19 protein-coding genes, 1 tRNA gene and 1 pseudogene are annotated in these 19,424 nt (G+C 67.3%); 9 read left to right on the top strand and 12 right to left on the bottom strand.

Translation table 11 applies throughout. The features are described 5' to 3' along the window. Both MYA_RS11040 and MYA_RS11035 read right to left on the bottom strand, forming a co-directional pair. Complete coding sequence (locus MYA_RS11040) at window positions 1-1,185, bottom strand: acetylornithine transaminase (protein WP_011885755.1); 1,185 nt, start codon at window positions 1,183-1,185, stop codon at window positions 1-3. Between the two features lie 292 nt (window positions 1,186-1,477). After that, window positions 1,478-2,509: a CDP-6-deoxy-delta-3,4-glucoseen reductase gene (locus tag MYA_RS11035; RefSeq protein ID WP_011885754.1), complete on the bottom strand. Its 1,032-nt coding sequence runs from the start codon at window positions 2,507-2,509 to the stop codon at window positions 1,478-1,480. 106 nt (window positions 2,510-2,615) lie between these two features. Here MYA_RS11035 and MYA_RS11030 point away from each other — a divergent pair, with 106 nt between their 5' ends. After that, the gene (locus MYA_RS11030) at window positions 2,616-3,653 is read left to right on the top strand and encodes an NAD-dependent epimerase/dehydratase family protein (protein WP_014723484.1); all 1,038 of its coding nucleotides are present in this window, start codon (window positions 2,616-2,618) and stop codon (window positions 3,651-3,653) included. Here the strand turns inward: MYA_RS11030 and MYA_RS11025 are convergent. Further along, a complete protein-coding gene (locus MYA_RS11025) occupies window positions 3,636-3,824 on the bottom strand; it encodes a hypothetical protein (protein WP_011885752.1) in 189 nt (62 codons plus the stop codon). The two genes, MYA_RS11030 and MYA_RS11025, sit on opposite strands and share 18 nt — an antisense overlap. Window positions 3,825-3,929: 105 nt before the next feature. After that, window positions 3,930-4,646 carry a pseudouridine synthase gene (locus MYA_RS11020; protein WP_014723483.1) on the bottom strand — a complete coding sequence of 239 codons (717 nt, stop codon included), beginning with the start codon at window positions 4,644-4,646 and terminating at the stop codon, window positions 3,930-3,932. A gap of 106 nt (window positions 4,647-4,752) precedes the next feature. On the opposite strand from MYA_RS11020, the pseudogene MYA_RS29670 reads away from it, so the two are divergent. Continuing rightward, window positions 4,753-4,869 (top strand): annotated as a pseudogene (locus MYA_RS29670) (DinB family protein); the annotation flags it as partial. A gap of 110 nt (window positions 4,870-4,979) precedes the next feature. On the opposite strand, the gene MYA_RS11015 reads toward MYA_RS29670, so the two are convergent. After that, window positions 4,980-5,879, bottom strand: coding sequence for an SDR family oxidoreductase (locus tag MYA_RS11015; protein ID WP_014723482.1), 900 nt, complete (start codon window positions 5,877-5,879; stop codon window positions 4,980-4,982). 44 nt (window positions 5,880-5,923) lie between these two features. Beyond that, window positions 5,924-6,661 carry an SDR family oxidoreductase gene (locus tag MYA_RS11010; RefSeq protein ID WP_014723481.1) on the bottom strand — a complete coding sequence of 246 codons (738 nt, stop codon included), beginning with the start codon at window positions 6,659-6,661 and terminating at the stop codon, window positions 5,924-5,926. A 120-nt stretch (window positions 6,662-6,781) separates the two neighbouring features. On the opposite strand from MYA_RS11010, the gene MYA_RS11005 reads away from it, so the two are divergent. Further along, a complete protein-coding gene (locus tag MYA_RS11005) occupies window positions 6,782-7,684 on the top strand; it encodes a LysR family transcriptional regulator (protein WP_034192619.1) in 903 nt (300 codons plus the stop codon). A gap of 128 nt (window positions 7,685-7,812) precedes the next feature. Here the strand turns inward: MYA_RS11005 and MYA_RS11000 are convergent. The 3 genes from MYA_RS11000 to MYA_RS10990 all read right to left on the bottom strand — a co-directional run bounded on the left by MYA_RS11000 (window position 7,813) and on the right by MYA_RS10990 (window position 10,171). Continuing rightward, a tRNA-Leu gene (locus tag MYA_RS11000) sits at window positions 7,813-7,897 on the bottom strand. A gap of 97 nt (window positions 7,898-7,994) precedes the next feature. Next, the gene (locus MYA_RS10995; protein ID WP_014723480.1) at window positions 7,995-9,152 is read right to left on the bottom strand and encodes an ABC transporter substrate-binding protein; all 1,158 of its coding nucleotides are present in this window, start codon (window positions 9,150-9,152) and stop codon (window positions 7,995-7,997) included. A 77-nt stretch (window positions 9,153-9,229) separates the two neighbouring features. Then, a complete protein-coding gene (locus MYA_RS10990; RefSeq protein WP_014723479.1) occupies window positions 9,230-10,171 on the bottom strand; it encodes a CysB family HTH-type transcriptional regulator in 942 nt (313 codons plus the stop codon). 216 nt (window positions 10,172-10,387) lie between these two features. On the opposite strand from MYA_RS10990, the gene MYA_RS10985 reads away from it, so the two are divergent. The 6 genes from MYA_RS10985 to cobA all read left to right on the top strand — a co-directional run bounded on the left by MYA_RS10985 (window position 10,388) and on the right by cobA (window position 16,582). After that, complete coding sequence (locus MYA_RS10985; RefSeq protein WP_011885745.1) at window positions 10,388-12,067, top strand: nitrite/sulfite reductase; 1,680 nt, start codon at window positions 10,388-10,390, stop codon at window positions 12,065-12,067. 25 nt (window positions 12,068-12,092) lie between these two features. Further along, complete coding sequence (locus MYA_RS10980) at window positions 12,093-12,635, top strand: DUF934 domain-containing protein (protein ID WP_011885744.1); 543 nt, start codon at window positions 12,093-12,095, stop codon at window positions 12,633-12,635. Continuing rightward, window positions 12,632-13,378, top strand: a complete 747-nt coding sequence (locus MYA_RS10975; RefSeq protein WP_014723478.1) for a phosphoadenylyl-sulfate reductase — start codon at window positions 12,632-12,634, stop codon at window positions 13,376-13,378. The genes MYA_RS10980 and MYA_RS10975 overlap by 4 nt, the downstream gene beginning before the upstream one ends. A gap of 75 nt (window positions 13,379-13,453) precedes the next feature. After that, window positions 13,454-14,416: a sulfate adenylyltransferase subunit CysD gene (cysD, locus tag MYA_RS10970; protein ID WP_014723477.1), complete on the top strand. Its 963-nt coding sequence runs from the start codon at window positions 13,454-13,456 to the stop codon at window positions 14,414-14,416. Between the two features lie 22 nt (window positions 14,417-14,438). After that, window positions 14,439-15,755, top strand: coding sequence for a sulfate adenylyltransferase subunit 1 (locus MYA_RS10965; RefSeq protein ID WP_011885741.1), 1,317 nt, complete (start codon window positions 14,439-14,441; stop codon window positions 15,753-15,755). 77 nt (window positions 15,756-15,832) lie between these two features. After that, window positions 15,833-16,582 carry a uroporphyrinogen-III C-methyltransferase gene (gene cobA, locus MYA_RS10960; RefSeq protein ID WP_011885740.1) on the top strand — a complete coding sequence of 250 codons (750 nt, stop codon included), beginning with the start codon at window positions 15,833-15,835 and terminating at the stop codon, window positions 16,580-16,582. Between the two features lie 79 nt (window positions 16,583-16,661). On the opposite strand, the gene MYA_RS10955 is transcribed toward cobA, so the two are convergent. The 3 genes from MYA_RS10955 to lptF are packed head-to-tail and all read right to left on the bottom strand — an operon-like array spanning window position 16,662 to window position 19,314. Then, complete coding sequence (locus MYA_RS10955) at window positions 16,662-17,045, bottom strand: sirohydrochlorin chelatase (RefSeq protein WP_014723476.1); 384 nt, start codon at window positions 17,043-17,045, stop codon at window positions 16,662-16,664. 25 nt (window positions 17,046-17,070) lie between these two features. Beyond that, a complete protein-coding gene (lptG, locus tag MYA_RS10950; protein WP_011885738.1) occupies window positions 17,071-18,219 on the bottom strand; it encodes an LPS export ABC transporter permease LptG in 1,149 nt (382 codons plus the stop codon). 3 nt (window positions 18,220-18,222) lie between these two features. Continuing rightward, window positions 18,223-19,314, bottom strand: a complete 1,092-nt coding sequence (gene lptF / locus MYA_RS10945; protein ID WP_011885737.1) for an LPS export ABC transporter permease LptF — start codon at window positions 19,312-19,314, stop codon at window positions 18,223-18,225. Window positions 19,315-19,424 lie beyond the last annotated feature (110 nt).

Genomic DNA, 19,424 nt, shown 5'->3' with positions numbered 1-19,424 from the left:
TTAGAGCGTGTCGAGAATCGACCGCAGCATCGCCATCATCTGGTCGATTTCTTCGGTCGTGACGTTCAGCGCCGGCATGAAGCGCAGCAGGTTCGGACGCGCGGCGTTCAGCAGCAGGCCGTCGGGCTGCATGTCGCGTGCCTTCTCGACGATCTGCGGGCCGATGTCCTTGCCGAGCAGCAGCGCGCGCAGCATGCCTTCGCCGCGTTCGCCCTCGAAGCCGCGCTCCTCCGACAGCTCGAGCAGCTTGCGCTTCAGGTATTCGCCGCGCGCACGCACGCCTTCGAGGAAGCCGGGCGCAACGAGTTGCGAGATCACCGAATAGCCGGCCGCCGTCATCAGCGGGTTGCCGTTGTAGGTGCCGCCCTGGTCGCCGGCCTCGAACACCGCGACGTCGGCCTTCGACAGCAGCGCGCCGAGCGGTACACCGCCGCCGATGCCCTTCGCGAGCGTCATGATGTCCGGCTCGATGCCCGACAGCTCGTACGCGAACAACGTGCCGGCGCGGCCGCAGCCGCTTTGCACTTCATCGACGATCAGCAGCAGGTTGTGCTGCCGCGTCAGCGCGCGCAGCGCCTGCATGAATTCACGCGTCGCGGGGATCACGCCGCCTTCGCCCTGGATCGGCTCGAGCATCACGGCGACGGTCTTGTCGGTGATCAGCTTCTCGACCGACTCGATGTTGTTCAGCTCGGCCTTCGGGAAGCCCGGCACCTGCGGTGCGTAGATCGTGTCCCAGCCCGGCTTGCCGCTCGCGGACATCGTCGCGAGCGTGCGGCCGTGGAAGCTGTGGTCGAACGTGATGATCTCGTATGCGCCGTTCCTGAACTTGCGGCCCCATTTGCGCGCGAGCTTGATCGCGCCTTCGTTCGCTTCCGCGCCGCTGTTGGTGAAGAACACCTTGTCGAACACGCTGTGCTGCGTGAGCAGGCCCGCGAGCTTCGCCATCGGTTCGTTGTAGAACGCCGGCGACGGGTTCAGCAGCTTCTCGGCCTGCGTCTTCAGCGCTTCGACGATGCCGTCGTTGCAGTGACCGAGGCTGTTGACCGCCCAACCCTGGATGAAGTCCAGATAGCGCTTGCCCGTGTGATCGTAGAGCCACGAGCCCTTGCCGTGCGTAAACACGATGTCGGGGCGGTTCGTGATGTACATCAGCGAGTCGATCGGGTAATCGTTCAGGGGCATGGCAACAGACTCCAGCGGGCGTTGAAAGGGAAACGGGCAATAAAAAAGCCACGGAAGGCCGTGGCTGGTGGATCGAACAGCTTGTGCGTAACCGGTGAAGCGGAGGTGGGTTACGCGCGAGTCCGTGACGAGCCGGCGGCATCCGGGAGGAGCGGCGAGCGGCGACGTCGGAGAGCGGACAGGAAGCGGTTCATGTGCGCAAGCATAAGGCATCCCGCGCCCCACTGTAAACCGCCGCGATGCCACGGATGTGACACGGCGGCGCGCAGCGGGGCGCGCGTGCGCCCGGCGCTCAGACCGGATTCACGAGATCGGCGGCGCTCGTGAACGAGTCGGCGTAGAACTCGTCGGCCGGCAGCGCGTGGTGTTGCGTGAAGTCGCGCTGCGCCGATTCGACCATCACCGGCGCGCCGCATGCGTACACCTGGTAGCCGGACAGGTCGGGCAGATCCTCGATCACCGCGCGGTGGACGAAGCCGGTGCGGCCGGTCCACTGGTCGGCGTCTTCCGGTTCGGACAGCACCGGCACGTACTTGAAGTTCGGGATCTCGCGCGCCCATTGCTCGGCGAGTTCGCCGAGATAGATGTCCTGCTTGCGGCGCGCGCCCCAGTAGAGCGTCATCGGGCGCGTGATGCCCGCGTGCTTCACGTGCTCGATGATCGCCTTGATCGGCGCGAAGCCGGTGCCCGACGCGAGCAGCACGATCGGCTTGTCGGAATCCTCGCGCAGGAAGAACGTACCGAGCGGGCCTTCGAAGCGCAGGATGTCGCGTTCCTTCATCGCGCCGAACACGTGATCGGTGAACTTGCCGCCCGGCATGTGACGGATGTGCAGCTCGATCGGGCCTTCCTCGTGCGGCGCGTTCGCCATCGAGTAGCTGCGGCGCGAGCCGTCCTTCAGGATGAATTCGACGTACTGGCCGGCCAGGTATTGCAGGCGTTCGTTCGCCGGCAACTGCAGCTTCACGATCATCACGTCGTCGCCGCGGCGCTCGAGCGCGGCGACCCGGCACGGCAGCTTCTTGACCTGCACGCCGTCGACGCCGGCGATTTCACGCACGTCGATCTCGAGGTCGCATTGCGCCTTCGAGCAGCACAGCAGCGCGAGGCCGCGCGTGCGTTCGTCGCTGGACAGCGCCGATGCTGCGTGCGGGCCCTGTTCGATCTGGCCCGACACGATCTGCCCCTTGCAGGAGCCGCATGCGCCGTTCTTGCAGCCGTACGGCAGGTGGACGTTCTGGCGCAGCGCCGCCGCCAGCACGGTTTCGTCCGACTCGACCTGGAACTGCCGGCCGCTTTGCTTGAGAGTAACGTTGAATGCCATAGAACCGAATAGAACAAAATGGGGAAACCGTGCATGTCGCGCACGGCAGCTACAATGCAAAACCGTTGTGCGCCGCGCAACGGTGGCTACTCATTTCGCAACCAACATGATCGCGACTCGAATCCTTCGCCGGCCGCGCGCCTTGATCGTCGGCTGCGGCGACGTCGGGCTGCGGTGCGTCGCGCAATGGCGCGCCGCGCGCCGCGACCTGCGCATCGTCGCACTGACGAGCCATCCGGACCGCCGCGACGTATTGCGTGCGGCAGGCGTGACGCCGATCGTCGGCAACCTCGACCAGCGGGCCACGCTCGAGCGCATCGCGCGAGTCGCGCGCACGATCCTGCATCTCGCGCCGCCGCAATCCGACGGTCGCGACGACCGGCGCACTCGCGCGCTGATCGCCGCATTGTCCATGCCCGCGCGGCAGCTGCACGCGCCGGCGGTAGCGTCGGTCGGCCGGCTGCGCACGCTGCGCGCCGCGACCCGACAGGCCGGCGTGGTGCCGCGGGCAGCGCGTATTGTACCCGAGGCCCTTCGCGCGCCCACGCTCGTCTATGCCAGCACGACCGGCGTATACGGCGATTGCGGCGGCGCGCGGATCGACGAGACGCAGCCGCTGCGGCCCGCGAATCCGCGCGCGTTCCGGCGCGTGTCGGCCGAGCGTCAGCTGCGGGCGGCGACGGTGCGCGGCGTGGTGTCCGCCCGCATCGTGCGCATCCCGGGCATCTACGCGGCGAACCGCTTGCCGCTCGCGCGGCTCGAGCGCGGCACGCCGGCGCTGCTGCCGGCCGACGACGTCTATACGAACCACATCCACGCGGACGATCTCGCCGCGATCCTGCGGCGTGCGGCCGTGCGCGGCCGGCCGGCGCGCGCGGTGCACGCGTCGGACGACAGCGAACTGCGGATGGGAGAGTACTTCGACCGGGTCGCGCAGGCGTTCGGCCTGCCGCCGCCGCCACGCATCAGCCGCGCGGACGCCGAAGGCCGGCTCGAGCCGACGCTGTTGTCGTTCATGCGCGAGTCGCGGCGCCTGTCCAATGCCCGCCTCAAGGCCGAATTGTGCGTGACGCTGCGCTATCCGACCGTAGACGAATTCCTTCAAACGCTGGCGCAGCGTCGCGCGTCAGGTGAGGGCCGGTAGCGCCTCGATCAACAGGAAGCACAGCAACGCGCCGATCAGCGCGCCGATCAGGTTCGGGTGATAGCGGTGCTTCAGATGCATCGCGGCCAGCAGCGCGCCGATTGCCACGACACCGATGATCGCGAACGCGATCATCACGTACGACAGTTCGAAAGAGTGGTTGACGCCCATGATGTCTCCCCTGCTTCGCTGCTCGGACAGCTTGTGATTTGAGTATAGCGGGGGATCGGGCGGCCGCGATGCGCAGCGGCGTCGAACGGTCGTGCGGATTTTCCCTTACAGGGTTTCGACCGGATTGCGCAGCGCTGCCAGCTCAGCCTCTGCGAGCCAGCACCAGCTACCGGGCGCCAGCCCGGCCGGCAGCGCGAAACCGCCGATACGCTCGCGGTGCAGCGCCTCGACGCGGTTGCTGGCGGCGGCCACCATCCGCTTGACCTGATGGTATTTGCCTTCGAGGACGGTCAGCGCGAGCATGTGGGTATCGCGTGCGACCGCCGCGACTGCCGCGATCGGCTTCGGCTCGCCGTGCAGCTGGACGCCGCTGCGCAGTGCATTCAGCTGGGCTTCGTCGAGCGGATGGCGCACGGTCGCGACGTAGGTCTTCGGCACCTTGCGCTTCGGCGACGTGTACGCGTGCACGAACTGGCCGTCGTCGGACATCAGCAGCAGGCCGGTCGTGTCCTGGTCGAGGCGGCCGACGCACTGCACGCCGCGCGCGACGAGCGGCGCGGGCAGCAGGCTGAACACGCTCGCGTGGTGCTGCGGGTCGCGCGAGCATTCGTAGCCGGCCGGCTTGTTGAGCGCGAGATAGGCGCGCGCGTGATACGGCCACGCGGTGCCGTCGAGCGTGAACACGAGGCCGTCCGTGTCGAAGGCTGCGTCCGGGTCGGTCGAGCTCGCGCCCGCGACGGTGACGCGGCCCGATTCGATCAGGCCGCGGCACTGGCGGCGCGAGCCGAAGCCCTGCGTGTAGAGAATGCTTTCGAGGTCCATAGCGCGCGCATTCTATCAAGCGGCGGCGCAGGGACGGCATGAACGCGCATGCGTCGGTAAGCTGCCGGAACGCCGCGCGGCGCCCGTTCGTTCAGTTCGAGCGTACGGCGAGTTCGACGGCTGCGGTTCGCTGACCGTGCGCGGGCTCGTCCACGACCTGTGCCGCCACGACCGGCAGCATCTTGCCGGCATGCAGTGGCTGCTCGGCAAGATCGACGCGGCGCGCAGCCGCGCGCGCACTTCGCGCTCCATGCCGACCATGTTGCGCGCGTACGCGTACGGCGTGTCGCGCGCGCCAGCAGCACGGTGCCGGCCGGCCCGGCGCGCGAAGGATCAGCCGCCGACGCGCGGCGCGAGCAGATCGGCGAGCCCGATGTTCCTGAACATCTCGCGGCGGATGCGATCGCCGACGCGGAACACTTCCTCGGCGCCGTCCTGCGACGGGTCGACGAACACGCGGTAGGGGCGCTTGCCGGCCGGCGCCGCGACGAGTTCGGCAATGGCCGTGGCGACGGCGTCGGCGTCGGCGTCGGCCGGTTCGAGCGCGGCGAGGCCCTTCAACGCCTGATCGGCGACACCCGCGTACGGCCCGCCGTCGTAGGCGGCCTGCACGGCGGTATCGGCCGGCTTGCCCGCATGGAGGAAGTGATTCGTGCCCCGGGTGAACGCGCCCGGCACGACGATCGACGTTTCGATGCCCCAGCGTGCGAGCTCGGCCGCGTAGGACACCGCGAGCGAGTCCATCGCGGCTTTCGCGGCGAAGTAGGGCGCGAGGAACGGCGGGGTGCCGCCGCGCGCCGACGAGGACGACACCCACACGAGCAGGCCACGGCGCTGGCGGCGCAGGTGCGGCAGCGCCGCGCGGTTCACGCGCTGGGTCGACACGACGTTGACGTCGTAGAGCTGCGCCAGCTGTTCGGGCGTGAACGCTTCGGCCGGCCCGAACACCATGTGACCGGCGTTGTGGACGACGATGTCGAGGCGGCCGTTGTCCGCGATCACGCGATCGATGGCGGCGTCGACCGATGCGTCGTCGCCGACGTCGAGTTCGACGCTGCGCAGATCGACGCCGTGTTGTTGCGCATAGGCGGCGACGGCGGCGACGCGCGGTGTATTGCGCCCGGCGCTCTCGCGCATCGAGGCGTAGACCGTGTGACCGGCGCGGGCGAGCGCCTGGGCCGTCAGCAAGCCGAAGCCGCTGGACGCGCCGGTGACGAGGACGACTTCCTTCATGAGCAATCTCCTGGCGGAAAGATGAGGGGGCGGCGAGCGGTCCGTCAGCACATGCCGCCGTTGGCGCGCAGGATCTGGCCGTTGATCCACGCGCCGTCCGGGCCGGCGAGGAACGCGACGACGCGCGCGATGTCGTCGGGCTGGCCGAGCCGCTCGAGCGGGTTCAGCTTCGCGAGCCGATCGATAAGTTCGGGGCTCTTGCCCTGCAGGAACAACTCGGTCGCGACCGGTCCCGGCGCGACGGCGTTCACGCGGATGCCGCGCCCGCGCATTTCCTGGGCGAGCACCTGCGTCATGCTTTCGACCGCCGCCTTGCTCGCGACGTACAGCCCGTAGGTCGGCATGCGCATCCCGATCACGCTGGTCGACAGGTTGACGATCCGGCCGCCGTCGCGCACGCGCTGCGCTGCCGCGCGGCATACGTTGAACGTGCCCTTCACGTTGATCGCGAACGTGTTGTCGAACACCGCATCGTCGAACTCGGCGATCGCCGCGAGCTTCATCACGCCCGCCGAGTTCACCACCACGTCGATCCCGCCGAAGGCATCGCGGGCCGCGTCGAACAGCGCGGTGACGGCGGCCGGATCGGCGACGTTCGCCTGCACGGCGATCGCCTGACCGTCGTCGGCGATGATCGCGTCGACCACTTCGCGGGCCGGGCCGGCGCTCCCGGCATAGTCGACGACGACCCGGAAGCCGTCCCGGGCGAGTTGGCGCGCGATTTCCGCGCCGATGCCGCGCGACGAACCTGTGACGATGGCGACCTGTTCCGATGTGCTCATGTTCTGCTCCTGTCGAGTGGATGAGTGCCGTTCGATCCGGCGACAGGACCACTGTAGGCTTCCTCGATAAATAAAAATAATGAATAATGATCAGTCAATGAATGACTGAAAGTATGTCTCATGGGATTCGACAGCAGATTGCTCAGCGGTATCGGCGTGCTCTCCGCGGTGATCGAGGCGGGTACCTTCGCGCGGGCGGGCGAGGCGATGGGATTGACGCAGCCGGCGGTGAGCCGTGCGGTGGCGCGGCTGGAGGAGCGCGTCGGGATCCGGATCTTCAACCGGACGGCGCGTGCGATCACGCTGACCGACGAAGGGCGGCGCTTCTACGAGACGGTCGCGCCGCTGCTGGCCGGCATCGAGGAGGCGGCGCTCGACGCCGGTCAGTCGAAGGCGCGCGTGAGAGGGCGGCTGCGGGTCAATGTGGACGGCACGTTCGGCCACTACGTGCTGGCGCCGCGGATGGCGGAATTTCTCGATCGTTATCCGGAGCTGTCGGTCGAGATCAGTGTGCGCGACCGGATGGGCGACCTCGTCGCGGACGGCTTCGACGTGGCCGTGCGCTTCGGCATCCCGGAGCCGTCGTCATATCGCGCGCGATTGCTGCTCGAGACGCGCGTGCTGACGTGCGCGTCGGCGGCCTACATCGCGCGTCATGGCGAACCGCTGCACCCGCGGGATCTCGCTGACGGTCACCGGTGCGTGCTGATCCGCGATCCGGTGACCGGGCGGCCGTATGAATGGGAGTTTCATCGCGGCAACGAAGTCGTGCCGGTCGACGCCGTCGGCAGGCTGACGGTGAACGATACGGGCGGACTGCTCGGCGCGTGCCTGGGCGGCGTCGGCATTGCGCAGTTGCTCGAACTCTATGCGCGGGACGTCCTGGCCGACGGAAGGTTGGTGCAGTTGTTGCCCGAGTGGGCGGACGAGACTTTCCCGCTTTACGCGTATCACCATGCGTCGAATCTCGTTTCGGCGAAGGTGAGGGTGTTTCTGGACTTCGTCCGCGAGCTGATGGTCTGAGCGCACCGGGCGGCTGGCCGCCGCCGGTTAGCCGATGCGCTGCGGAACGCGCGGCACCAACAAAAAACCCGCGAAGCGGCGAGCTTGCGCGGGTGTCGACAGACGCAGCGCACGACGCTGCGAAAGACTGGTGCCCAGGGCCGGAATCGAACCGGCACGCCTTGCGGCGGGGGATTTTGAGTCCCCTGCGTCTACCAATTTCACCACCTGGGCTTGTGATCGTTGCCGCACCAGCGATGCTGCGCGGCGAAACGCGGATTATGGCGGAAAATGGGGTGCCGGGCAAGCCATCGGCGCGCCGCGCCGCCCGTTACCGGCTCAGGTAGACGAACCGGCCCTGTTTCACGATCCCCATCACGCTCGCGCGCTGATCGAGTCCGACGTGGTCCTTGTCGCTCGTGTTGACGACGCCGTTCGGCACGACCAGCTCGTGCGCCCGTTCGAGTTCGCGCCGCAGCGCCGTCCGGAACGCCGGCGTGCCCGGCTGCGCCGCCTTCAGCGCGCGGCCGACCGCGTCCGCGAGGCGCGGATACACGCCGGCCGCGTCGCCCGCGAACTGCGTGACCGTGCCCGCGCCGTAGCGCGCTTCATATGCATCGACGAACGCCAGCGCCGCCTTGCGCGCCGGGTCGTCGGCCGGCAACGTGCGGGCGACGACGACCGGCTGCGTCGGGAACAGCGTGCCTTCCACGTCCTTGCCGCCGAGCCGGATGAATTCCGGCGTCGCGATTCCGTGCGTCTGGTAGATCGCGCCCTTGTAGCCGCGCTCGATCAGCGTGCGCTGCGGCAGCACGGCCGGCGTGCCCGAGCCCGCGATCAGGACGGCATCCGGTTTCGCCGCGATCAGCTTCAGCGCCTGCCCGGTCACGCTCGCGTCGGTCCGGTTGAAGCGCTCGGTCGCGATCACGCGGATCTTGCGGATCTCGGCGAAGCGCGTGAACTCGTTCAGCCAGCTGTCGCCATAGCTGTCCGCGAAGCCGATGAAGCCGACCGTCTTCACGCCGTGATTGGCCATGTAGCGCGTCATCACGTCGGCCATCGCGCTGTCGCTCTGCGCCATCTTGAACGCCCAGGTGCGCGCGCCTTCCTGCGGCTCGACGATCGCGCCCGAGCCGACCAGCGTAATCATCGGCGTTTGCGACGCGGCCACCGCGTCCAGCGCCGCAAGCGCGGCCGGCGTGATGTTCGGCCCGACCACGACGTCGACGTGATCCTCGACGACCAGCTTGCGGATATTGCGCACGGCCGCGCCCGGATCGGACGCATCGTCGAGCACCGTCAGCTGCACCGGCTGGCCGGCGATCGTCTTCGGCCACATCAGGATCGCGTTCTTGCTGGTGATGCCGATCGCGGCGGCCGGGCCGGTCGACGACAGGTCGACGCCGACCTTCAGGTCGGCATGCGCGGCCGCGCAGCCGAGCAACAGGGCGCCGGCAGCGGCGCGGCGCAACAGGGCGGGAAGCGTCATGCGGAAGTCTCCATCTGCATCGGGCAACCAAAAGGGGCGCGATATCGAACCGTGCCCCCGCGTTCATACCGCGTGTGTCAAAGCTCGTACGATTCGGCTTCGCCCTTGAGCGCCTGCTCGATCAGCTTGCGGTTCAGCGTCGGCGACAGCAGCTCGACGAGCGTATACACATAGCTGCGCAGGTACGCGCCCTGCTTGAGCGCGACGCGCGTCACGTTGCTGCCGAACAGATGGCCGACCGGAATCAGCCGCAGGTTGCGGTCGCGCTCCGGATTGAACGCGATGTCGGCCATGATCCCGACGCCCAGCCCGAGCTCGACGTAGGTCTTGATCACGTCGGCGTCGATCGCCTCGAGCACGATGTCCGGCGATAGCCCGCGCAGCGCGAACGCATGGTTGATCTTCTTGCGGCCGGCGAACGCGTTGTCATACGTGATCAGCGGATACTGCGCGAGGTCGTCGAGCGTGATCGGCTTGCGCTCGAGCAGCGGATGGTCGGCCGGCACCACGGCCGCGTGATGCCACTGGAAGCACGGCAGCGACACGAGCTCCTTGTAGTCGGAGATCGCCTCGGTCGCGATCGCGAGGTCGGCCTGGTCGTGGATGACCATCTCGGCGACCTGCGTCGGGCTGCCCTGCAGGATCGACAGATGCACCTTCGGGAAGCGCTTCTTGAATTCGGCGATCGCGGCCGGCAGCGAATAGCGCGCCTGCGTGTGCGTGGCGGCGATGGTCAGGTTGCCCTGGTCCTGCGCGGCGTAGTCCTTTCCGACCCTTTTGAGGCTCTCGACTTCCTGCAGGATCCGCTCGACCGACGCGAGTATGATTCTGCCCGGCTCGGTGAGCGAGCGAACCCGCTTGCCGTGGCGGGTGAAGATCTCGACGCCGAGCTCGTCCTCCAGCTCGATGATCGCCTTCGACACCCCCGGCTGCGACGTATAGAGCGCCTTGGCGGCCTCGGTGAGGTTGAAATTCTGCCGGACGGCCTCGCGCACGAAGCGAAATTGGTGCAGGTTCATTTATAACCCTTCCGCATATCAACAGAATTTTTTAGTCGTTTGAAATATAAGGCGAGTTTATTACGATTCACCGGAGTTTTTCAAATATGGATATCTGTTTTCGTCATTAGCAATCCAGCCGGGCAGCGGAAGGCCGGCCGGAGCGGCGAAACAGAGATTCGGGCGCGACGTGGCTAGGACGTCGCGCGGTCACCACGAACACCCTGGGGTCCCCGAATGTATCAGTACGACCAGTACGACCAGACGATCGTCGACGAGCGTGTCGCACAGTACCGCGATCAGGTGCGCCGCCGCCTGTCGGGCGAGTTGAGCGAAGACGAATTCCGTCCGCTGCGCCTGCAGAACGGCCTGTACATGCAGCGCCACGCGTACATGCACCGCATCGCGATTCCGTACGGCAACCTGCGCAGCAACCAGCTCCGCATGCTGGCGCGCATCGCCCGCGAGCACGACCGCGGCTACGGTCACTTCTCGACCCGCTCGAACATCCAGTTCAACTGGGTCGAGCTCGAAGACACGCCCGAGATCCTCGCGAAGCTCGCCTCGGTGCAGATGCACGCGATCCAGACGTCGGGCAACTGCATCCGCAACATCACGGCCGACCAGTTCGCCGGCGTCGCGCAGGACGAGGAGATCGATCCGCGTCCGTGGGCCGAGATCCTGCGTCAGTGGTCGACGTTCCATCCCGAATTCGCGTGGTTGCCGCGCAAGTTCAAGATCGCGGTGTCCGGCTCGCACGACGACCGCGCGGCCGTGCAGATCCACGACCTCGGCGTCTATCTGAAGAAGAACGCGCAGGGCGAGGTGGTCGCGAGCATCCTCGCGGGCGGCGGCCTCGGCCGCACGCCGATCGTCGGCGCGGTGATCAAGGAAGATCTGCCGTGGCAGCATCTGCTGACGTACTGCGAAGCCGTGCTGCGCGTGTACAACCGCTACGGCCGCCGCGACAACCTGTACAAGGCGCGGATCAAGATCCTCGTGAAGGCGCTGTCGCCGGCGAAGTTCGCGCAGCAGGTCGAAGAAGAGTGGCAGCACCTGAAGGACGGCCCGTCCACGTTGACGCAGGCCGAACTCGACCGCGTGTCGCAGTATTTCGCGCCGCCCGTCTACGAGAAGCTGGCCGACACCGACGCGTCGTTCGAACAGCACCTGCTCGAGAACAAGGCGTTCGCGCGCTGGGTCGAGCGCAACGTCGCGCCGCACAAGGTGGCCGGCTATGCGGCGGTCACGCTGTCGCTGAAGGATCACCGCGTCGCGCCGGGCGACGCGAGCGCCGAGCAGATGGATCAAGTGGCCGAATGGGCCGACGCGTACTCGTTCGGCGAAGTGCGCGTGTCGCACGAGCAGAACCTGATTCTGGCCAACGTGAAGAAGCGCGACCTGTTCGCGCTGTGGGAAAAGGCGAAGGCGGCCGGCTTCGCGACGCCGAACATCGGGCTGCTGACCGACATCATCGCGTGCCCGGGCGGCGACTTCTGCTCGCTCGCGAACGCGAAGTCGATCCCGATCGCGCTGGCGATCCAGCAGCGTTTCGACGATCTCGACTACGTGTACGACCTCGGCGACCTGTCGCTGAACATCTCCGGTTGCATGAACTCGTGCGGTCACCATCACGTCGGCAACATCGGCATCCTCGGCGTCGACAAGGACGGCGCCGAGTGGTACCAGGTGTCGCTCGGCGGCGAGCAGGGCACGGGCCAGAACGGCGCGCGCCTCGGCCGCGTGATCGGGCCGTCGTTCTCCGCCGACGAAGTGCCCGACGTGATCGCGAAGCTGATCGACACGTTCGTCGATGCGCGCGCCGACGGCGAGCGCTTCATCGACACGTACGACCGCATCGGCATCGCGCCGTTCAAGGAGCGCGTTTATGCGGCGCGCCAGGCAGTGAACGCCTAACCCACCGGCTAGAAGGAATTTGCAGATGGCTTCGATTATCAAGAACCGCGCAGTGATCGACGACGCATGGCAGGTCGTGCGCGCGGCGGAAGACGGCGCGCTGCCCGCGGTCGACGCACTGCCGGCCGGCAAGGTGCTGGTGCCGTTCGCGTTGTGGCAAGCGGAGCGCGCGGCGCTCGTCGCGGCGAAGACGAAGGACGAACTCGGCGTATGGCTCGCGCCGGACAGCGAGCCGGCCGAACTGGCGGCCGACTTCGGCGCGATCTCGCTGATCGCGGTCGACTTCCCGCGGTTCGCGGACGGCCGCGGCTACAGCATCGCGCGGCTGCTGCGCGAGCGCTACGGCTGGACCGGCGAGCTGCGCGCGATCGGCGACGTGCTGCGCGATCAGTTGCTGTACATGTCGCGCTGCGGCTTCGACGCGTTCGCGGTGCGTGCCGACAAGGACATCCACGACGCGCTCAACGCGTTCGGCGAATTCACGCAGCGTTACCAGGGCGCGTTCGACGAGCCGGCGCCGCTGTTCCGCCGCCGCGCGGCTGCATCCGACGCGAAGGTGAACGCATGAGCGCCGCGACCGCACTCACGCCCGAACTGGCCGCCAAGGTCGAGCGGCTCGACGCGCTGCTCGCGCAGATCGGCGCGAGCCACGACAAGGTCAAGTTCGCGAGCAGCCTCGCCGCGGAAGACATGCTGCTGACGCACGCGATCCTGTCGAAGCAGGTGCCGATCGGCATCTTCTCGTTGAACACCGGCCGCCTGCACGCGGAGACGCTCGGCATGATCGACCGCGTGCGCGAGCGCTACGGCTACGAGATCGAGCAGTTCCATCCGAACCAGGAGGCGGTCGATCAGTACGTCGCCGAGCACGGCGCGAACGCGTTCTACGACAGCGTCGAGCTGCGCAAGTCGTGCTGCCACATCCGCAAGGTGGAGCCGCTGAACCGCGCGCTGGCCGACGTCGGCGCGTGGGTCACGGGCCAGCGTCGCGAGCAGTCGGTGACGCGCGCGGAGCTGCACGAGGAAGAAAGGGACGAATCGCGTGGGATCGCGAAGTACAACCCGCTCGCCGACTGGACGGAAGCCGACGTGTGGGCGTACCTTAACGCGTTCGAAGTGCCGGTCAATCCGCTGCACGCGCGCGGTTACCCGAGCATCGGCTGCGAGCCGTGTACGCGTGCGATTCGCCCCGGCGAGGACAGCCGCGCGGGCCGTTGGTGGTGGGAGTCGCGCGACACCAAGGAATGCGGGCTGCACATCACGACGATCACACCGATTCCCGCAAGCGCCGAAGCCGGCGCCGCGCACTGAACGCCGACCAGAACCCGAATATTGCGCGGCCCGCGACAACGGGCCGCACGAACCCAGAAGAGAAGGACCGAAATCATGAGCACGACGCTCGAGCAATCCGCCTTTGCCCCGCCCGCCGGTGCCGACAACCGCATGGGCCACCTCGACTGGCTCGAAGCCGAGTCGATCCACATCCTGCGCGAACTGGTCGCCGAATGCAGCAAGCCGGCGCTGTTGTTCTCGGGCGGCAAGGATTCGGTCGTCGTGCTGCATCTCGCGCTGAAGGCATTCGGCCTCGGCGCGAACCGCAAGACGACGCTGCCGTTCCCGCTCGTGCACATCGACACGGGCCACAACTACGAGGAAGTGATCGACTTCCGCGACCGCCGTGCGCAAGAGCTCGGCGCCGAGCTGGTGGTCGGCCACGTCGAGGATTCGATCAAGCGCGGCACGGTCGTGCTGCGCCGCGAAACCGATTCGCGCAACGCCGCGCAGGCCGTCACGCTGCTCGAGACGATCGAGCAGCACGGCTACACGGCGCTGATCGGCGGCGCGCGCCGCGACGAAGAGAAGGCGCGTGCGAAGGAGCGCATCTTCTCGTTCCGCGACGAATTCGGCCAGTGGGACCCGAAGGCGCAGCGCCCCGAGCTGTGGAGCCTGTACAACGCGCGTCTGCACAAGGGCGAACACCTGCGCGTGTTCCCGATCTCGAACTGGACCGAGCTCGACGTGTGGCAGTACATCGCCCGCGAAAACCTCGAACTGCCGTCGATCTACTACGCGCACCAGCGCGAGATCGTGCGCCGCAACGGGCTGCTCGTGCCGGTCACGCCGCTCACGCCGATGCGTGACGGCGAGACGAGCGAGTTCGCGCAGGTGCGCTTCCGCACGGTCGGCGACATCAGCTGCACGTGCCCGGTCGAGAGCGATGCGGACGACGTCGAGAAGATCATCGCCGAGACGGCCGTGACCGAGATCACTGAACGCGGCGCGACGCGGATGGACGATCAGGCGTCGGAAGCTGCGATGGAGCAGCGCAAGAAGCAAGGCTATTTCTGAAGCACACGAGGACATTCACATCATGAGCATCATCGAGAACACCGAAGACCTCGGCGTGCTGCGTTTCATCACCGCGGGCAGCGTCGACGACGGCAAGAGCACGCTGATCGGCCGCCTGCTGTACGACAGCAAGGCCGTGCTGTCGGACCAGCTGTCCGCGCTGTCGCGCGCGAAGAACAAGCGCACGGTCGGCGACGAGCTCGACCTCGCGCTGCTGACCGACGGGCTCGAGGCCGAGCGCGAGCAGGGCATCACGATCGACGTCGCGTACCGCTATTTCGCGACCGCGAAGCGCAAGTTCATCATCGCCGACACGCCGGGCCACGAGCAGTACACGCGCAACATGGTGACGGGCGCGTCGACCGCACACGCGGCGATCATCCTGGTCGACGCGACGCGCGTGACGATCGAGAACGGCGTCGCGCAGCTGCTGCCGCAGACGAAACGCCACAGCGCGATCGTCAAGCTGCTGGCGCTGCAGCACGTGATCGTCGCGATCAACAAGATGGACCTGGTCGACTACAGCGAAGCGCGCTTCAACGAGATCCGCGACGCGTACGTCGCGCTCGCGCAGCAGCTCGGCCTGACCGACGTGCGCTTCGTGCCGGTGTCGGCGCTCAAGGGCGACAACATCGTCGGCGCGAGCGAGCGCATGCCCTGGTACGCGGGCGAGCCGCTGCTCGACGTGCTCGAATCGCTGCCGGTCGAGACGCAGGCGCATGACGCGCTGCGCTTCCCGGTGCAGTGGGTCGCGCGCCAGGACGGCAGCTCGGCCGACGATTTCCGCGGCTACATGGGCCGGATCGAATCGGGCGAGGTGAAGGTCGGCGACGAGATCGTCGTGCTGCCGTCGAACCGCACCGCGACGATCGCCGAGATCATCGCGCCGGTGCCGGGCGGCACCGCGGCAGTCCCGCACGCGTTCGCGGGCCAGACGGTCACGATCCGCCTTGGCGAAGACGTCGACGTGTCGCGCGGCGACATGTTCGTGACGGCAGCCGAGCCGGTCGTACCGGCGAAGAAGCTCGACGCGGACCTGTGCTGGTTCGACGAGACGCCGCTGTCGCCGCAGCGCAAGTACCTGCTGAAGCAGACCACCAGCACGGTGTTCGCGAAGATCGGCGCGGTCAACGAGGTGCTCGACGTGCATACGCTGTCGCACGCGACCGACCGTCAGGAACTGAAGATGAACGACATCGGCCGCGTCGCGCTGACGCTGCAGAAGCCGATCGTCTGCGACACCTACGACGCGCATCCGGGCACGGGCGCGTTCGTGCTGATCGACGAGGCGACGCATCACACGGTCGCCGCCGGCATGATCCGCGCCTTCTCGGCGTAACGGGCACTGCGGGGCACCGCGCGCCGCCTCTGCGGCGGCGCGCGAGCCGCCATGGCACGACTAGCGAAGCGACAAACATGGGCAAGGTGTATCTGATCGGAGCAGGGCCGGGCGCCGCGGACCTCATCACGGTGCGCGGCGCACGGCTGCTCGAGCAAGCCGACGTCGTGCTGCACGACGCGCTCGTCGAGCCGGCGATGCTCGACTACGCGCCGAACGCGCGCCGCATCGCGGTGGGCAAGCGCTGCGGCCAGCGTTCGACCGCGCAGCACTTCATCAACAAGCAGATCGTCGATGCGGCGCGCGAGCATGCGTGCGTGGTGCGTCTGAAGGGCGGCGACCCGATGCTGTTCGGTCGCGCCGAAGAAGAAATGCGCGCGCTCGAGGCAGCCGGCATCGACTACGAGGTCGTGCCGGGCATCACCGCGGCGCTGGCCGGCGCGGCGACGCTGAAGCGCTCGCTGACGCTGCGCGGCGTGTCGCGCAGCGTCGCGTTCGCGACGCACAGCCGCGCGCCCGGCAGCGACGAGATCCGCGAGGCCGCGCGCGCCGATTCGATCGTCTACTACATGGGGCGCGACAGCGCGCCGGGCATCGCGCAGCAGCTGATCGACGCGGGCCGCGCCCCGGCGACGCCGGTGGCGATCGTCGAGGCATGCAGCACCGCGCGCGAACGCACGCTGACGCTGACGCTCGCGCAGATGGCCGCGGGCGACGCGCAGTCGTGGCTCGATCCGGCCGAACCGAGCCTGCTGATGATCGGCGACGCGTTCGCCGAACGCGCCGCGCGCGCGAACGAGGGTGATGCGTTGCGCAACGCCGCGTGAATCGACCTGGCGTCCGGGCAAAAAAAAAGCGCTGGCTTCGATGAAGCCAGCGCTTTTTTGTTTGGATGCCGCGATTCGGCTACGCGTCGCGGCCGATCTGATCGATGCAGTAGCGCGCGATCGCGTCGAGCACGCCGTCGTCCTCGCCGACGGCCGTCGCGCAGCGGATGTCGAGGTGCGGATGCGCGGCGCGGCACGCGTCGATCAGCTGCGGCAGGTCGCGCCGCACGTGGCCGCCCTGGCCGAAGAACACGGGCACCACGGTGATCCGCGCACATCCCGCCGCGACCTGCGCGGCGACGGCCGCGTCGAGCGACGGCGTCATCAGTTCGAGGAACGCGAGCGACACGTGAGCGGCCGGTTCGCCGGCGCCGCGCAACCGCGCGGCGAGCCGTTCGAACGGCTCGGCCCAGCGCGGATCGCGCGCGCCGTGACCGAACAGGACGATGCCGTGCGAACTCATGTCGTGATCTCCCTCGTGGCGGCGCTCAGTGCCGGTCGACCCACTTCAGCGCGAACAGGCCGAGCGCGAGATAGATGAGGCCCGGCGTTGCCGCGGTGAGCGGCGCGGGCCACGTGTTCAGCGTGCCGATGTGCGAGAACAGCGTGTTGAGCAGCTGGAAGCTCATGCCGAGCATGATGCCGCCGAACACCTTCACGCCCACCACGCCGGCGCGCGTATGCAGGTACGCGAACGGCAGCGACAGCACCAGCATCACGAACACCGCGAACGGGTAGAGCAGCTTGCGCCACAACGCGATGTCGTAGCGCTGCGTGTCCTGCTGGTTCTCGCGCAGATGCTGGATGTAGCGGAACAGGTTGATCAGCGACATCCGTTCGGGCGACACGAGCAGCACCGACAGGATCTGCGGCGTCAGATCGGAGCGCAGCCGGTATTCGGGCAGCGACACCTGCTGCGACCGGTACACCGGGTTCAGCGCGTCGGCCGGCTGACCGGCGATCGGCTTGATCGGCGTCAGTTCGGTTTCCGTCACGCCCTTGAGCAGCCAGTGGCCGGGCGGCTCGTAGCGGCCTGTCTGCGCGATCCGAACGTTCTGCAGCTGGAATTTCGAATCGAACTCGTAGATGCGCACGTTGCTGATCGTCGAATCGGGCGACAGGCTGCCGACGTTGACGAAGCGCGTGACCTGCTCGCCGTTCTCGCGCGCCGCGAGCGTGTCCTTCACCCACACGCCCGACTGGAAGTTCGACGACACCGATGCGCCGAGCGCCTGCAATCGCACCCGCTCCGACAGCTGGTCGGCGTACGGGCCGACGAATTCGCCGATCAGATAGGTGATGATCACGAGCGGCACGCCGATCTTCAGCAGCGAGCGCAGCGCCTGGTTGGTCGCGAGGCCCGACACGCGGAAGATCGTGAATTCCGAGCTCGCGGCCATCTGCGCGAACACGTAGATCGCGCTGATCAGCGCGGCGACCGGGATGATCTCGTAGAAGCGCGACGGCGTCTGCAGCGCCACGCGCAGCACCGCGTAGCCGAACTTGTAATTGCCGTGGCCGACCGAGTTCAGTTCGCTGATCAGGTCGAAGAAGAAGAACAGCCCCGAGAACGCGAACAGGATGAAGACGAACGTGACGTAGATCTGTCGCGCGAAATACTTTTCATAGAGCCGCATCGATCATGCTCCCGAGCGGCCGAACAGCGCGCGTGTAAACAGCGGGCGATTGCGCACGCGCAACCAGAAGATCACCGCGACGATCGCCGCGACGGCCAGATGCAGCCCGACGAGCCCGACGCCGAACGACATCTTGCCCTGCTCGATCTGCGCCTGCACGACGTTCAGCAGGTTCGAGTAGGTGAGGTAGATCAGCACGGCCATCACGAGGTTGATCGTGCGGCTGCGGCGCGGGTTCTGGTACGACAGCGGAATGCCGAGCACCATCAGGTTGATCGCGATCAGCGGCAGCCCCGCACGCCATGCGAACTCGGCGAGGTTGTTGCGCGTCGGGTTGCTGAGCAGCTCCGGCGTCGGCGTGCTGTTGGTGGTCGGCACGTTGGTGACCGGCGTGCTCGTGATCTTCACGCCGTAACGCTGGAACTCCATGATCTTGAAGTTCGGCTGGCCCGGCGTGCCGTCGTAGCGGCGGCCGTCCTCCAGCACGACGAAGCGGTCGCCGTCGCGCGTCTCGGTATGGCCCGCGTGCGACACGACGACGTTGACCTTGCCGTTCTCCGTCGACGTGACGAACACGTTCTGGACCTTGCTCTGATCCGGCGACATTTTTTCGATGAAGAACACGCGATGGTTCGACGCCGATTCGCGGAACTGGCCCGGCGCGAGCAGCGAGATTTCGTCGCGCTGCTGGAAGCGCGCCTTGATCATCTTGCTCTGCTGGTTCGACCACGGCCAGCCGACGAACGCGAAGAACGCGATCAGCAGGATGATCGGCGTCGCGAACACGCCGATCGGCTTGATCAGGCGCGTGAGGCTGACGCCCGACGCGAGCCAGACGACCATTTCGGAGTCCCGGTACCACCGGGTCAGCACGAACAGGATCGACACGAACAGCGTGACGACGAGCATCACCGCGAGATAGCCGATCACGGTCAGGCCGATCAGCACGAGCACGTCCCGCGGATCGATTTCGCCGGACGCGGCGTAGCCGACGATGCGGATCATCATCGTCGTGAGCATGATCGTGAGCAGCACCATGAACACGGCGCCAGCCGTATACGCAAGCTCGCGCTGGAGGGAGCGTTCGAAGATCATTCTTGATGAGAAGAGGGCGGGAGGCTGCGCACGCGTGGTGGAGCGCTCGCGCCGCCACGGGAAAAATAGCGGATAATTGCGGCTTTCATCCTTAGCCCAGATTTTATCCG

Source organism: Burkholderia sp. KJ006 (assembly GCF_000262695.1).
In the GTDB taxonomy this organism is placed as follows: Bacteria; Pseudomonadota; Gammaproteobacteria; order Burkholderiales; family Burkholderiaceae; genus Burkholderia; species Burkholderia vietnamiensis.
The sequence above is the reverse complement of the archived record's forward strand: the minus strand, read 5'-3'. Positions and strand labels throughout refer to the sequence as shown.

What these genes read in the sequence shown, in the direction of transcription:
- lptG (WP_011885738.1), bottom strand. Translation starts at nt 18,219, where the DNA reads ATGCGGCTCTATGAAAAGTATTTCGCGCGACAGATCTACGTCACGTTC.
- MYA_RS10955 (WP_014723476.1), bottom strand. Translation starts at nt 17,045, where the DNA reads ATGAGTTCGCACGGCATCGTCCTGTTCGGTCACGGCGCGCGCGATCCG.
- MYA_RS10980 (WP_011885744.1), top strand. Translation starts at nt 12,093, where the DNA reads ATGGCTTCGATTATCAAGAACCGCGCAGTGATCGACGACGCATGGCAG.
- MYA_RS11020 (WP_014723483.1), bottom strand. Translation starts at nt 4,646, where the DNA reads ATGGACCTCGAAAGCATTCTCTACACGCAGGGCTTCGGCTCGCGCCGC.
- MYA_RS11010 (WP_014723481.1), bottom strand. Translation starts at nt 6,661, where the DNA reads ATGAGCACATCGGAACAGGTCGCCATCGTCACAGGTTCGTCGCGCGGC.
- MYA_RS11035 (WP_011885754.1), bottom strand. Translation starts at nt 2,509, where the DNA reads ATGGCATTCAACGTTACTCTCAAGCAAAGCGGCCGGCAGTTCCAGGTC.
- MYA_RS10990 (WP_014723479.1), bottom strand. Translation starts at nt 10,171, where the DNA reads ATGAACCTGCACCAATTTCGCTTCGTGCGCGAGGCCGTCCGGCAGAAT.
- MYA_RS10975 (WP_014723478.1), top strand. Translation starts at nt 12,632, where the DNA reads ATGAGCGCCGCGACCGCACTCACGCCCGAACTGGCCGCCAAGGTCGAG.
- MYA_RS11025 (WP_011885752.1), bottom strand. Translation starts at nt 3,824, where the DNA reads ATGGGCGTCAACCACTCTTTCGAACTGTCGTACGTGATGATCGCGTTC.
- MYA_RS10995 (WP_014723480.1), bottom strand. Translation starts at nt 9,152, where the DNA reads ATGACGCTTCCCGCCCTGTTGCGCCGCGCCGCTGCCGGCGCCCTGTTG.
- MYA_RS11030 (WP_014723484.1), top strand. Translation starts at nt 2,616, where the DNA reads ATGATCGCGACTCGAATCCTTCGCCGGCCGCGCGCCTTGATCGTCGGC.
- MYA_RS11005 (WP_034192619.1), top strand. Translation starts at nt 6,782, where the DNA reads ATGGGATTCGACAGCAGATTGCTCAGCGGTATCGGCGTGCTCTCCGCG.
- lptF (WP_011885737.1), bottom strand. Translation starts at nt 19,314, where the DNA reads ATGATCTTCGAACGCTCCCTCCAGCGCGAGCTTGCGTATACGGCTGGC.
- MYA_RS11040 (WP_011885755.1), bottom strand. Translation starts at nt 1,185, where the DNA reads ATGCCCCTGAACGATTACCCGATCGACTCGCTGATGTACATCACGAAC.
- MYA_RS11015 (WP_014723482.1), bottom strand. Translation starts at nt 5,879, where the DNA reads ATGAAGGAAGTCGTCCTCGTCACCGGCGCGTCCAGCGGCTTCGGCTTG.
- MYA_RS10985 (WP_011885745.1), top strand. Translation starts at nt 10,388, where the DNA reads ATGTATCAGTACGACCAGTACGACCAGACGATCGTCGACGAGCGTGTC.
- cobA (WP_011885740.1), top strand. Translation starts at nt 15,833, where the DNA reads ATGGGCAAGGTGTATCTGATCGGAGCAGGGCCGGGCGCCGCGGACCTC.
- MYA_RS10965 (WP_011885741.1), top strand. Translation starts at nt 14,439, where the DNA reads ATGAGCATCATCGAGAACACCGAAGACCTCGGCGTGCTGCGTTTCATC.
- cysD (WP_014723477.1), top strand. Translation starts at nt 13,454, where the DNA reads ATGAGCACGACGCTCGAGCAATCCGCCTTTGCCCCGCCCGCCGGTGCC.